The following is a 14,257-nucleotide window of genomic DNA, read 5'->3' as shown; positions in this document are numbered from 1 at the left end:
TTACTATATTATGGATGTATGGATTAACAAAATCTATATAATTATTAATAAGGAGTTTTTGTATGGCTATGCAAAAGAAATTAATTATCGGCTTATTTGTTTTATTGTTTGTTTTGGGTTTAGCGGCTTGTTCTTCTTCTTCTACCGAAGTCGGTTATGTAAGCACTTCGGCAGACCCGCCTTCTACGAATAATACGGGACCGGCGAGTTCTCTTCCTACTTGGGGAAAAGACTATAAAACGGATTTGGTTGTCGGACCTTCTGGAGGCGATTCTTCTGGAGGAAGTTCTTCTGGCGGAGACGGCGGAGACCAAGAACCTTCGCAGCCTTCAGAACCAGAAAATCCTGACGGATTGCATTTCGAATATTTTAGGGTATATCTCCCTTGGGCAGGAGTGCATGACGGAAACGGAAACTGGGAATACACTTGGATTAACTCTACAAACACTAATAGAATCAATCAGCTTTGGAAACAGTTTATAAAAAGAGTGGCTTACAAGGATGAACCTTTTTATATAAGGAATCATAAAAATCAAAACTCTCAAGCAAGATTTAAAGACGGAAACGATTATTTTTACTTCGATGATAATTTAGATATACGATACGCAGGCATGAAAGAAACTATATTAAAGAAATATGTAGCGGGCGTTATAATTCAATATTATGGAGGAAGCTACAACGGAGTTTATACTATAGGCGGACTTTACAGAACTTACGCTAAAAAGAATAATTCTGGAAACTGGGGCAATGACGGAGTAAATATGTTTATGGGAATAGATATCAACCCTGCGAGAAAACCTACATTAGACGGGCATAAAGGCGACTTGGAAGTTATAGTCGTTAATCTCGGAAAAATAAGAGTGGAAGGCGGATATGGAGCTAATCCGAAACCAGAATATAATATTGATATTTATTACAGCGACCAGCAGCATGATAAAAGCGGAAAACCTGTATATCAAGCTTGGATAGAAGACGAAGCCTCTTATATAGGACAAAACCCAAGAAATTTTTACGAGGGCAAATTAAACAGACAACTTCTATTATCAGAAGGCTGGTATTATAATAAATATTTCTACAGCTTCGTTCCTTATTGGGATAAAAATTAGACATTAAATATTGATTATAAGAAAACAATAAAGCTAAAATTTAAAAACGGTTTATACTTAATTGTGTAAGCCGTTTTTATTTTATATGCATAGTCATTGCCGAGACTAGGCTAAAAGCCCACACGCTAAAAGCGGGCGGTTACCAAGTGAAGTCCGCCTTTGGCGAGGCACACAGAGTGCGCGAGCATTTGCAAAAATGCGAAGCAATCCAAATCAGAATTAGTTAACATTTCTAATAACAAGGGGCTTCAGCCCCTTGCATGCTTTTCTCTGTATCGTTAACACAATGGGCTTGCCAACGGCACGCAGAAGCGAAAGCCACATTGTTGTCAGGTTTATAATCGTCATTACGAGGACGAAGTCCGAAGTAATCCAAAATTAATGAATTCTATTTTCAAAATTTAGCTTTATTAATAGTGGATTGCTTCACTTCGTTCGTTCCCGCAGGGACGCAGAGCGAATGACAATCTTTTTTGCACCGCCATTGCGAGCCGATGCCGTAAGGCGCACAGCGTGAGGCGAAGCAATCCAAATAAAATAGATTACTTCTGTCGTAATAACAATTTATAATTTAAATATCAATTATGATTAATTTAATTGTCACTTTATTTAGTTAAATTATAAAACAATTTAGAATTTTATTAAAAAATTTTAATAAAAAATTCTTGACTATTTTCAAATAATTACTATACTATATATTAATGAATATATTTTATTAATAAGGGGTTTTTAATGACTATGCAAAAAAATTTAATTATCGGTTTATTGGTTTTATTGTTTGTATTTGGTTTAACTGCTTGTAAAAAGAAAAAGACCACATCGCCTGAAATGAGTTACGAAAATACTTGGACGGAAAAGCCTTCTACAAATAATACGGGACCGGAAACTTCTCTTCCTACTTGGGGAAAAGACTATACGGGACCGGAAAAGATTACAAATTGGGGCGGAAATTCTACGGGAGGCGATTCTTCTGGCGGAAGCTCTTCAGGAGGAGACGGCGGAAACCAAGAACCTTCTCAGCCTTCAGAATCAGAAAAACCTGAGGGATTGCATTTCGAGTATTTTAGGGTATATCTCCCTTGGGCAGGAGTGAATGACGGAAGCGGAAACTGGGAATACACTTGGGTTAACTCTACAAACACAAATAGAATCAATCAGCTCTGGAGAAAATTTATAAAAAGAGAGTATTATGCTAACGAGCCTTTTTATATAAGAAATCATAAAAATCAAAACTCTCAAGGAAGATTTAAAGACGGAAACGATTATTTTTACTTCGATGATAATTTGGATATACGATATGCGGGTATGAAAGAAACTATATTAAAGAAATATGTAGCGGGCGTTATAATTCAGTATTATGGCGGAAGCTACAATGGAGTTTATACTATAGGCGGACTTTACAGAACTTACGCTAAAAAGAATAATTCTGGAAACTGGGGTAATGACGGAGTAAATATGTTTATGGGAATAGATATAGAACCTATGAGAAAACCTACATTAAACGGATTTAAAGGCGACTTGGAAGTTATAGTGGTTAATCTTGGAAAGAAGAGAGCAGATAGAGAAATAAGCAGCGCTAATCCTAAAGCGGAGTATGCTATTGATATTTATTACAGCGACCAGCAGCATGATAAAGACGGAAAGCCAGTATATCAAGCTTGGATAGAAGACGAAACCTCTTATATAGGGAAAAACCCAAGAAATTTTTACGAGGGCAAATTAAACAGACAGCTTCTATTATCAGAAGGCTGGTATTATAATAAATATTTCTACAGTTTCGTTCCTTACTGGGATAAGTAATTAGAAACGATAAAGTCAAAAACAAAAAACGGTTTATACTTAAATAGTGTAAGCCGTTTTTCTTTTATATGCATAATCATTGCTAGCATTTATTTACTGTCATTGCGAGCATTTGCAAAAATGCGAAGCAATCCAAATAAAATAGATTACTTCAGTCGTAATGACAATTTATAATTTAAATATCAATTATGGCTGGATTTAATTGTCATTTTAATTAATTATGATAGAATTAAATAAATTATAAATTAAATAAAAATTAAAAAATTAGGAAAAGAAATTTTGGCTAAAGTATTAGGGCAGAGCGTCCCGTTAAAAATAATGTCGGGAATTTACAAAAGCGGAAGACTTCATCACGCGTATTTATTTTACGGAGAGGAAGGAATAGGGAAATTTGAAAGCGCTTTAAATTATGCGAAGGCAATTTTATGCGAAAGAGAAAACGGAACTTATTGTGACGAATGCGAATCCTGTAAAATGATTGACAAATATAAACATCCCGATGTGATTGTCGCGGGAACGGACGAAAGATTTAGAAACGCGGAAATATATTTTAATCAATATTTGGAATATAAACTGCCTTATTTGTTCAACGATTTTTACACGGCATGCCGTTCCATTCTTTATAAAGTTGAATCGATGCTTTTCGATAGCTACGATAATTATCCTGTTAGCGAACCTAAAGAATATATGCTCGGGCAGAAAAAAGAGACTTCTCGCTACGCTTTAATCGAACCTTATTATTTGGCGGTTAATTATACTTTAAATGAAATTAACGAAGACAATATTGAATTTATCGATTCTATATTCAGAGCGAAATCTAAAGAAGCGATTGATATTGTAAAAAATAAAGGAGGCAAAAAAAAATATTCTGTTGAAGGAAATTTTTTTGACGCTTTAAAAAAAATTCATTATAACATAATTCACACGGTTATCCCGCTCGATACAGTCCGCAACATTATAGAAATGACTTACAGAAAACCGCGACTTGGAAAAAAAAGAATAATCATCATCGAAGGCATAGAATTAATGGATAAGAGAGCGCCGAATATATTTTTAAGAACTTTGGAAGAGCCGTCCGACAATAACATTTTTATTTTAATCGCATCCGATACGAATAAATTGACGCAGGACGGAATGAAACCTTTAATATCGCGAATGATGGAATTAAAATTTTTTCCTTTATCAGAGAAAAATTTAAGGGCAATCCTAATGAAGAGGCTTAAATTTGACGAAGAAAAAACGGCTTTGGCTTTGCAGTATTCTTACGGAAGCGTGGCAAAATCTATAAAATACGCGCTTGACAAAAAATCGAATTCAAGCGATAATATACGAGAAGTTTTATTATCTTTTATAGAGGCTATTTTCAATAATAACGCTTCTAAAATATCGGCAATAATGACTTTACTAATCGATGGAAATTACGATATTATAGAAACGATAAAAGAGATGATAAATATTTTGAAAAAGTCTCTTGAAGATAAATATCTTGAAGCCGAAGACAGAAATTATATATTTCCAAGTTCGGTTTCGGATAAAAGCGTAGCATGGATGATTGACGAATTGGATTATACGATTAGCGCTCTTATAAATACCAACTCGCAGCCTAAAATGGCGCTTTATAAAACTTTAAGCAATATTTATATATGGTTGCATAACTATTAAATTAATTAAAAACAGGAGTTAAAAAACATGAAAAAGATATTTCTTGTATTAACTGTAACAATGTTGGCATTAAGTTCTCTATACGCTCAAGACGATACCAACGCGCAAACGGAAAATGAGCAGTCAAGCGAAGAAGAAACTATGGATACTGTCGAAGGCATATCCGTATTCTCTCCGTCATTTACGGATTTGAGACATACGGACGACCAATCCCTTGATAAAAGCTATAATCTTCTTCAAACCAATTTGAGTATCTTAAAAGACGATTATCTATTTAGGATATTATACAAGGCTAATAAGATACTTGAAAATTATACCAATGTAACATTTACGGACACAAACGAAATGTTCTATAACGCCGTATATTATTACGATTTGGTGGCAAGACCTATAGCGAACGATAATAATGTCGATTTGGCTCTCAGGGAACTTTCTAAATGCTTCAGATTATACGATGAAGTTAAGCCTATATACGAGATATTAGGAAAAACCAACGAACTCGCCCAGTCCGATTACGAATTAAATCTATACGGAGGCATATTAAATTTGTTCAAAGGCTCTCATCATTATTACGAATTGAGCAGAAGCCATTTGACTAAAGCGATTGACAATATAAACAATAGCGGCGAAACGAATGTTACAAATTTAATTATGCTAAATACTTATTTGGCAGGCGTTAATTATAAACTCGCTACCGAAAATCAGCCGAGCGATGTTAGAAAAGTTTATTATTTAAACGAAATGTTTAATAATCTATGGGATTTGACTACTTTGAAAACCGAAGACGAAACTATAAGAGACGCTAAATGTAAACTTCTTATAACCAAATACCATAAAATATTATATACTACTTCCGATAGATTCAGAGCCGTTTATTCAAAATATTACGATGAATTGGGCTTCACTTACGGAGAAACGGAAGAAGAGATTATGGGAAGAGATGTTATGCCCGTTTATGAAGCGGAAGAGGGAGAAGGAAGCTCGAGCGAATCAGAATCTCAAAATACTGGAAATTAATTATAGTTTTTTGGTTCATATAGAATTTTCCTTTAAAAAAATTTAAGGCATGCCGATTTATTTTGGTATGCCTTAAATTGTAATTAGTAATATTTATCAATAAGTTAAAAATATTATTTAATAAATACTTGACATAAATTTAAAATAGTTTAAAATTAGAATATTAAAAAATAAAAATTCATTAATTGAAGGAGATTAAAATATGTTTGAATTAATTAAACTGCCTTATGGCAAAGAAGATTTAGCGCCTTATATGTCTTCCAATACTTTGGATTTTCACCACGGAAAACATTTGAACGCTTATGTTACTACGGTTAATGATTTCGTTTCAAAAGACAAATCTTTGGAAGGAAAAAGCATAGAGGAACTTATACTTCTTTCTCATAATAATCCCGATAAACAAGGATTATTCAATAACGCGGGACAGGTTTATAACCATGAAGAGTTTTTTAAAGTTTTGAAAAAATCCGAAAAACCAAGCATTCCGTCAGAATTGGAATCAAAAATAAAATCAGATTTCGGCTCTTTTGACGCTTTTAAAGAAGCTTTCACTACGGCGGGAAAAACTCAATTTGGTTCTGGATGGGCTTGGCTCGTTTTGGCTAACGGAAAATTGGAAGTTAGAAAATATCCTAACGCTATGAATCCTATCGCCGATAAAGTTCATGGTTTGCTTACTTGCGATGTATGGGAACATGCTTATTATTTGGATTATCAAAACAGACGCCCAGATTTTCTAAATACTTTTGTCGACCATTTGGTAAATTGGGAATATGTTGCGGAAAGATTAAGTAACGCCAAATAATAAAAAATATAAGTAAATAAATAAAATGATAAATATTTTTTAACAGTTTATATTTATCGGTTTTATTTAAAATAAAATAAAGGAGAAATTAAATGAAGGACTTAAAAGGAACAAAAACCGAAAAGAATTTGAATGACGCTTTTGCTGGCGAATCTATGGCAAGAAACAAATATACTTATTTCGCAAGCGTTGCAAGAAACGAAGGCTACGAACAAATCGCCGCAATATTCCTTGAAACTGCGGAAAACGAAAGAGAACATGCAAAAATCCATTTCAAATATCTTAACGGAATCGGAGACACATTGGCTAATTTGCAATCCGCTTGGGAAGGCGAAAATTATGAATACGAAACTATGTATCCTCAAATGGCTAAAGACGCTACCGAAGAAGGTTTTGACGATGTGGCTCGCTCTATGAAATTAATCGGCGATGTCGAAAAAGAACATAGAGAAAGATATGCAAAATTGAGAGAAGCGGTAAAAAATGGAACGGTTTTCAAAAGAAATACCAAAGTTCAATGGAAATGTAGAAACTGCGGTTATATATTCGAAGGCGAATCCGCTCCAGAAGTTTGCCCAGCTTGTAAACATGCGAAAAAATTCTTTGAAGTAAAGGTTGAAAATTATTAATAAAAATGATATAATAACCACAAAAATTTTTACTCATAAATAATCATCATAACTAAACGGAGGCTTTTTTCAAGTCTCCGTTGTTTTTTTAATCATTTAATTTTTATTATTTAATTTTATTAATTAATTTTGATTCGATTATCAATAAAACATATTTGGATTTTTAAAATCTTCTTTCAAAGTATTCAAAACTTCCTCATCGTCTTCATCCGATATTTTTAATTCGTCTTCGAGAGTTTTTAACTGATAGTCAATCTCTCTTTCTATATTAAATTTATCGTCTTTAAGAAGATTCTTTTTGGTTTCCGCTTCTTCCATTTCCGTATCTCTATTCGTAATGAAGTTCATAAGCAAGGTGTTGAATACGGTAAAATTATTGTTTAATCTATTTGTCACATCGTAGAATTTATCTCTGTTTTCAATAATCTGATACGAAAGAGAATTTAAAGAACTAATAGAATCATTAACTTCGTTTACATCCATACTTTTTTCCTCCACTATATTAACGACTTCTTTATTTATCTGGTCTAATAAAGTAATTTGACTGTCAACAGCGTCTCCGCTCGTAATCTGCTCTTTTACGCTGTCTCTAACTCCAACGGTAGTGTAGTTTAACTGCGTAATGGTTTTAAGAATATCCTGCCCGCCGATTTCAAGCTCGCTGTTTGCAATATTTATTTCCGAAACAAGTCTCGATGCGCTTTCTGAAATGTTTAATATATTGCTCAAAGATTTTCCGCTGTTATTTGCAAGCTCAACGCTCTCTTCGATTCTTTTCGTAATTCCTTTAATGATGGCGTTTATTGATTTTGAATTTTCCGTAGTATGTTCGGCTAAAGACCTTATTTCGTCCGCGATAACCGAAAATCCTCTTCCAGCATCTCCCGCATGCGAGGCTTCGATAGCCGCGTTCATAGCCAAAAGGTTCGTTTGTTCGGCAATATTTTGAATAATATTGATAATGTTTTTAATCTGTTCGTTGCTTGATTCCACATTTCTAATCGATTCAATTACCTCTTCCACTATGTCCGCTCCGTCTCCAGCTTCCACAAGCAGTTTTTTAAATAAAGCGTCCGCGTTGCTCGTATTTTTTGCAATACTGCTTATATTTGAAATCATTTCCTCAACTGACGCGGAAGTTTGCTCAACCGAAGAAGCCTGACGCTCCATATTTTCGTTAATCTTATAAACCGTTTTTAATAAATCCTCCACCGCAACCGAAGCCGTAGAAAAAGCCGCTCTCTGCTGTTCGGTAGAACCAGTAATATTTCTTATCGAATCTATTATAGTTTCTATACTTCCCACGCTTTTTTTGATGCTTTCCGTCTGAAAATTAACGCTGTCCGAATTTTCCGACATTATTCTTTCTATATTGTTTATATCGTTGGTTAAATTTTCGCTTTTCGATTTTAAATTGTCTATGATTAATTCCAAATCGTTTATAAACAAATTGAAATTATAAACTAAAAGCCCAATTTCATCATTGTTTTTGCAGACGATTCTTTTTGTCAAATCTCTGTTTTCTTCTCTAAGCGCTTCGGTAGACGCGTTCGCCGTCATTATCGGAACGAAAGTAAAACGAAGAATTCTAATATATATGAACGAAAGCAAACCGTAAATTATTCCAAATACGATTATGAACAGGCTTATATTTCTTTCTATATAAGAATTTTTAATTATTGAATTGACATCTCTATAATATACCGAAACGATATTCAAACTTTTTATATAAGAAAGAATTGCCACGGTTCGCGTTCCGTTATTCATGTTAAATATCGGAGTTATATAAAAAGAACTATTTTCAAATTTGCTCTCAAAATCGTTTATATGCCGAGTAAATTCTCTTTCGGAATCTAACGCTCTGTAAATCGCCTGATTCAAAATTCTTCTGTCTTTCGCGTAGACGACATTTTTATTGCTTAATTTATAACTAATATAATTCCAAGAAGAAACCGAACGATGATTTTCTATCGATTTAAAAAATTCTGCAGCGTCAATATTCGCGATTATATTTCCCATCGGACTGTTTATAAGCGAAATCGGATAATAAAAAGACACTAAAATATTTCCGCTATTGTCGGTTAAAACATCCGAATAAAAATCGTTATTATTTGAAAGAGAGGCTGGCTGACGATAGCCGCGGCTCAACGAAGTTGAAAATTCTCTGTTTTCGTCTCTCGCTACCAACAGCGAAGTCGAATAACCGCTTTCCAAAAATCTTCCGTCTATATTCATGTAAACGGAATTATAACTATTTTTTAAGTCGATATATTTAAGATTTTCGTTTAGATAATAACTCAAACCGTTTATATTTAAAATATTCTGACTTACATTATTTTTTATTCTTCTATCGAAAACTCGCATATCCGAAAGCGCGCCTTCGTAGATTTTATTTAGATTGTCGTTTAGATTTATAATTTGATTTAAAGTTTCTTCTTCGTAAATATTTAAATAATATTCTTCTCTGATTCTTATATAATTCAAAATCAAAGCGAATGCAACGCACGAAAAGAAAAAATAAATCGTATATATAACTTTAAATATCAAAGGCAGATAGAAAGAACTTACATTTTCTTCAAGTTCCGATTTGCTCGAAGCGAATCTAAATACCAAAGCGTATAGAGAACAAATCGCTCCGCTCGAAAGCAGAGAAGCAAAAACCGTTCCTAACGAAGTGTATATATAAGTTTCTCTATTGAAAAAAGCGAATATCGCTATTTCTATTAAACTTCCCAAAACCGCCAGTGTGGAAAATGTTTTCATCGTCAAGTCTGCAAGTTTTACTTTCTTTCCTCTCTCCAATTTATTGCAGAAACTTAAGAATAATATAAAAGCTATTATGGCAAATAATATTTTAACTCCGTAAAAAGGAAAAGACATTTTATTATATAATGAATACCAAATGAAAAAATACCATCCCGCTAAATCTAATGCTATATATATGCCGATAATTTGAATCTTCAATATCAGAAGCAGATTTCTTTTTGATTTATCTAAAGCCATAATTTCCCCGCTCGTAAATTTAAAATCGTTTATTTCTTGTTAATATTCTTTACTAATATTTTTTATAAACATTTTTCTTGCATACTATTATATATTATCGTATCTTTTTTATCAAAATATTAATGGGGAATTTTTTCTATTCATAACGCTAAATTATAATAAAATTTAAACTCTTCCAACTTCGTTTACCACTCTTCCAATCAAAGTGTCATGCGTGGCTATGGTTTTTGAATTTAATTCGTAAGCTCTTTGAACTTCAATCATTCTAACCATTTCGTTAATCGGATTTACATTGCTCATTTCCAAAAATCTTGAAAGCACTTTCGGGCGGTCGACTCCTTTTTGCGCTATATACGCGGGTCCGCTTATTTCCGTATCAACCCAGAAAGATTCGCCTTCTTTTTTCAAATATCTTTCGTTTTCAAATCGAACGATTTTCAAAGTGTCTAAAATTTCTTCGTCTTTCCATTCGTTTTCCGTGAGCTGAACAAAGTCTTCGTTATTTTGGTATCTTCTGTTTACGCTTACTCTTCCCTCTTCGTCTATCACATAATTATTCGTTTTTATTTGAATATAGCCGTTTTCTCCCATTACTTTATAGCCATGTTTCGTCACCAAATAATTATCTTTATCAATAAGAAAGCTGCCGTTTCTTGTATATCTTTCGCCATGCGGAGTTTCTATAGCAAAAAAACCTTTATCGCTCAATGCAATATCGAGCTGATTTCCCGTTTCTCTTAAAGAACCTTGTTCCCATTCGGTAAAAACTTCATTAACTTCGACTCCCGTTCCCAATCTGCCTACATAAGGTCTTATATCTGTAGAACCCAACGGAAATATTATAACTCCATCGTCTTCTTTTCTTGCCGCCATCATTTCAGGAAAAGCCTTAAAAGTCGCCGTATCTCTTTTGAATCCCGGTTTATCGACATTAGCCAAATTATTTGCCACGACATCCAATCTCTCCTGCTGCGCTATCATTCCGCTTGCTCCAGTATAAACGCCTCGAACCATTTAATCCCCCTATTTATAAACGCTAATTTTATAAATGATTATAAAATATCGTCTTTTTCTTTTTTTGTATTTATATTAATTTTATTTAATTTATCTTCAAAACTTTCATAGCCTCTTTCAATATGATAGATTCTATGAATATTGGTAATTCCTTCCGCTATCGCTCCCGCCGCGACTAAAGCCGCTCCCGCTCTCAAATCGCTTGCCTGAACATCCGCGCCAGATAATTTTTTTCCTCCGCGAACGATTATACTCGCTTCGTTTTCTTCTATATCCGCTCCCATACGAATAAGTTCCGCCACATTACTAAATCTATCGGGATAAATATTTTCTTTAATATGGCTTCTTCCTTTAATTGCGCATGCCAAAGTTGTAAAAATAGCCTGCAAGTCGGTAGGAAAATCGGGATAAGGCATAGTTTCAATAGCAAAAGGTTTCAATTCTCTATTTGTCGCGTCAATTTCAATCGTATCTTTCGTAGTTTTAATATCGCATCCTATAAAAGAAAGCAAATCCAAAACGCAAGTTAAATGTTCATGATTAGTTTTTTCCAATTTCAATTTTCCTCTTCCCGCCGCGGCTATTGCAAGAAAAGTTCCCGTTTCTATTCTGTCGGGTATAACTTCAAATTCCGTTCCATGCAATTCATCGACTCCGTCTATTGCCAAAGTTCCCGTTCCTATTCCTTCGATTTTAGCTCCCATCGAAACAAGCAATTCGGCTAAATTTGTGCATTCGGGTTCTTTTGCCGCTCCCGTTATTATAGTTCTTCCTTTAGCCAAAGTCGCCGCCATCATGACATTATCCGTTCCAAGCACTGTCGGTCCGTTTTTTCCGTATAAAAATATTTGATTTCCTTTTAGTCTATCTTTCACGGTAGCGTTTATATAACCGCCCGATATGTCAATTTCCGCTCCAAGTTTTTCCATTCCCATTAAATGCAAATCAATCGGTCTTGGTCCGAACGCGCATCCTCCGGGATAAGAAACTCTGCAATGTTTTCTTTTTGCAAGAAGCGGTCCCAAAACTATTATAGAGCCTCTCATTTTTTTTACCAATTTATAAGGAGCTTCATCGCTTTTTCCATTTTGAGATATTATAACGGTTGTATTATTTTTGAAATCTACTTTTTTACCCAAAGGCTCTAATATATTTATAAGAACATGAACATCCACTAAATCTGGAACATTATGCAAAGTTATAGGCTCGTCCGTTAAAATTGACGCAACCAAAAGCGGAAGCGAAGCGTTTTTTGAGCCTGAAATTTGAACGGTCCCAGATATATTTTTTGAACCTTCTATAACATATTTATACATTGCAATTGCCTATTTTGTTTATATTTTTATATTCGGTATATTGAAAAAATGCTTAATAATTTTAATTTTTCGATTTTACTTTTATTTTTTTAACTGCAAAAATTGTAGTATTTGTATTATCTACAATATAGAGTTTTCAATTTAACGCTTTATTTATGTAAATTTTATTTATAAACTATTTACAAAATAATTACAATGTGTTATAATTATAATATAAAGAATAAAACTTCATTACATTAAAGTAAATAAAGGAGGCAAGACAATGAAGAGATTTTTTTCAACGATTCTAATTTTTGCGGGGGCTATCAATTTATACTGTTTCGATTTGATAGAAGATACTTTCGATTTTATATTTGACGATTTGGCTAAAGTCATCGGAATAGTCGTAATAATAGCGGCGGTAGTATTTTTTGTGAGAAAATATTTGAATAAAGATAAAAATTCAGATAAAGGCAATTAATACGATATTGATTTTATATTTTTTAGGAAAATTAAGAGGGAATTAATTTTGAAGAAAATAATTTTAAATAGCTTCGTTTTCATTTTTATAGCGTCCGTCAAGCTATATTGTTTTGACGATATTCTTGAAGATATATTCGATGATTTTGAAGATTTTTTTAGAATAGTCGGAATAATAGCCATGATTATTATCGTTATGTATTTTGTAAAAAGATTTATCAAAGACGATATTAATTTGGACGAAAATAATAGACGAAATGAAAATAACGAAGAGATACAAAAAATAAACTACGATAAAAAAGAAAATAAAGAATATAAAATAATCGAATATGATAAATATGATAAAGAAAATCTTGATAATATTAAGATTAAAAAAGACAAATAATTTTATTTTAAGGAGATATTATTATGAAAAATAATATTATAACTACTTCAAAAAAATCTAAAAAAATTTTACTTATTGCTGGAATAGTCGCTATTGCAGGATTAATCTTTTTAGCCTTAATCTATTTTAGCAGATATTTTGGCGGCGGCTATATTTTATACTATATGCTCCACGAATTTGACGATATTGTGGAAACTTTATTTGAATTATCGATAACGGTTGCGGTTATAGTATTTTTAATCGTATTTTTCAAAAAAATATGGCATAAACTATAGATTATAAATTATAGGCAGTAAAATTAAATTAAAAAATGAAAGATTAGCTTTTATTATTAAAGTTAGTCTTTCATTTTATTTTATTTAAAAAATTTATTCGGTTTTTTGGAAGGCTATTCTCTCTCCTCCGTTTCTTTTTATATATATTATTCCGCATTTAGTGTAGCCTTCTCTTTCAAGTAATTTTTGCATAGGAATATTATATTTGCTCGTGTCGATTTTAATATTTTTAAATTTATCGAAACAATAGCGCATACAAAAACTGCCGACTCCTTTTTTATTGCTAATTGTCGCTATTCTATGGATAACGGCATATTCTTTATCGTTAAGCCAGTTTCCTTCATATATTTCATTATAATCTTTTTCGATTCCAACATAAAAACAAAAATAAGCGACTACATTATTTTCTTCGTCCAAACAAACATAGCCGACTGAATTTTTAATATCTTCTTCGATAATTTCGACAGCGGGGTGATTATCTCCCCACTGATTAGGGTTATTATTTTCTTTCATATAATTTCTTGCATGCTCGAATATTTTTAAGATAATATTCAAATCTTTTGGCTCGGCTTTTCTTATTGTCATAAAAAATGAAATCCTTACAAACTAAAAATAAACAAAAAATAATTGATAACGCGATAATCATATATTAACTCCTTTATTTAATCAATCTATTTAAAAGATAGTAATTTATTCGGAATAGGCAAGTAAAAAATTTATAAATTTTTAATAAAGAACTCTCTTTTATTATATTGATTAAAAAAATCGTATAATATAATATTAAAT

General features: G+C 32.7%; 13 protein-coding genes. 9 read left to right on the top strand and 4 right to left on the bottom strand.

Annotation, left to right across the window (positions count from 1 at the left end; all coding sequences use genetic code 11):
* Positions 1-62: 62 nt before the first annotated feature.
* From ACR0QS_RS04805 to rbr, 6 genes are all read left to right on the top strand, one after another.
* A complete protein-coding gene (locus ACR0QS_RS04805) occupies positions 63-1,106 on the top strand; it encodes a hypothetical protein (protein WP_432632310.1) in 1,044 nt (347 codons plus the stop codon).
* A 732-nt stretch (positions 1,107-1,838) separates the two neighbouring features.
* Positions 1,839-2,906, top strand: a complete 1,068-nt coding sequence (locus tag ACR0QS_RS04800) for a hypothetical protein (RefSeq protein WP_432632309.1) — start codon at positions 1,839-1,841, stop codon at positions 2,904-2,906.
* 279 nt (positions 2,907-3,185) lie between these two features.
* A complete protein-coding gene (locus ACR0QS_RS04795) occupies positions 3,186-4,568 on the top strand; it encodes a DNA polymerase III subunit delta' (RefSeq protein WP_432632308.1) in 1,383 nt (460 codons plus the stop codon).
* Positions 4,569-4,595: 27 nt separating this feature from the next.
* Entirely contained in the window at positions 4,596-5,585 is a 990-nt protein-coding gene (locus ACR0QS_RS04790; RefSeq protein WP_432632307.1) for a hypothetical protein, read from the top strand.
* 202 nt (positions 5,586-5,787) lie between these two features.
* Positions 5,788-6,390 (top strand): superoxide dismutase, encoded by a 603-nt coding sequence (locus ACR0QS_RS04785; protein WP_432632306.1) that lies wholly within the window; start codon positions 5,788-5,790, stop codon positions 6,388-6,390.
* 92 nt (positions 6,391-6,482) lie between these two features.
* Complete coding sequence (gene rbr, locus ACR0QS_RS04780) at positions 6,483-7,019, top strand: rubrerythrin (RefSeq protein WP_432632305.1); 537 nt, start codon at positions 6,483-6,485, stop codon at positions 7,017-7,019.
* A 141-nt stretch (positions 7,020-7,160) separates the two neighbouring features.
* Here the strand turns inward: rbr and ACR0QS_RS04775 are convergent, their stop codons facing one another.
* From ACR0QS_RS04775 to murA, 3 genes are all read right to left on the bottom strand, one after another.
* The gene (locus tag ACR0QS_RS04775) at positions 7,161-10,022 is read right to left on the bottom strand and encodes a methyl-accepting chemotaxis protein (RefSeq protein WP_432632304.1); all 2,862 of its coding nucleotides are present in this window, start codon (positions 10,020-10,022) and stop codon (positions 7,161-7,163) included.
* Between the two features lie 165 nt (positions 10,023-10,187).
* On the bottom strand, positions 10,188-11,036 hold the full coding sequence (gene flgF / locus ACR0QS_RS04770; protein WP_432632303.1) for a flagellar basal-body rod protein FlgF: 849 nt from the start codon (positions 11,034-11,036) through the stop codon (positions 10,188-10,190).
* Positions 11,037-11,074: 38 nt separating this feature from the next.
* A complete protein-coding gene (gene murA / locus ACR0QS_RS04765; protein WP_432632302.1) occupies positions 11,075-12,352 on the bottom strand; it encodes a UDP-N-acetylglucosamine 1-carboxyvinyltransferase in 1,278 nt (425 codons plus the stop codon).
* A 262-nt stretch (positions 12,353-12,614) separates the two neighbouring features.
* Here murA and ACR0QS_RS04760 point away from each other — a divergent pair, with 262 nt between their 5' ends.
* The 3 genes from ACR0QS_RS04760 to ACR0QS_RS04750 are packed head-to-tail and all read left to right on the top strand — an operon-like array spanning position 12,615 to position 13,471.
* Entirely contained in the window at positions 12,615-12,812 is a 198-nt protein-coding gene (locus ACR0QS_RS04760; RefSeq protein ID WP_432632301.1) for a hypothetical protein, read from the top strand.
* 48 nt (positions 12,813-12,860) lie between these two features.
* A complete protein-coding gene (locus tag ACR0QS_RS04755) occupies positions 12,861-13,196 on the top strand; it encodes a hypothetical protein (protein WP_432632300.1) in 336 nt (111 codons plus the stop codon).
* Between the two features lie 23 nt (positions 13,197-13,219).
* Positions 13,220-13,471: a hypothetical protein gene (locus ACR0QS_RS04750; protein ID WP_432632299.1), complete on the top strand. Its 252-nt coding sequence runs from the start codon at positions 13,220-13,222 to the stop codon at positions 13,469-13,471.
* A gap of 93 nt (positions 13,472-13,564) precedes the next feature.
* On the opposite strand, the gene ACR0QS_RS04745 is transcribed toward ACR0QS_RS04750, so the two are convergent.
* The gene (locus ACR0QS_RS04745) at positions 13,565-14,056 is read right to left on the bottom strand and encodes a GNAT family N-acetyltransferase (protein WP_432632298.1); all 492 of its coding nucleotides are present in this window, start codon (positions 14,054-14,056) and stop codon (positions 13,565-13,567) included.
* Positions 14,057-14,257 lie beyond the last annotated feature (201 nt).

Source organism: Brachyspira sp. (assembly GCF_050873525.1).
In the GTDB taxonomy this organism is placed as follows: Bacteria; Spirochaetota; Brachyspiria; order Brachyspirales; family Brachyspiraceae; genus Brachyspira.
This window is presented reverse-complemented; position numbering and strand designations above follow the sequence as displayed.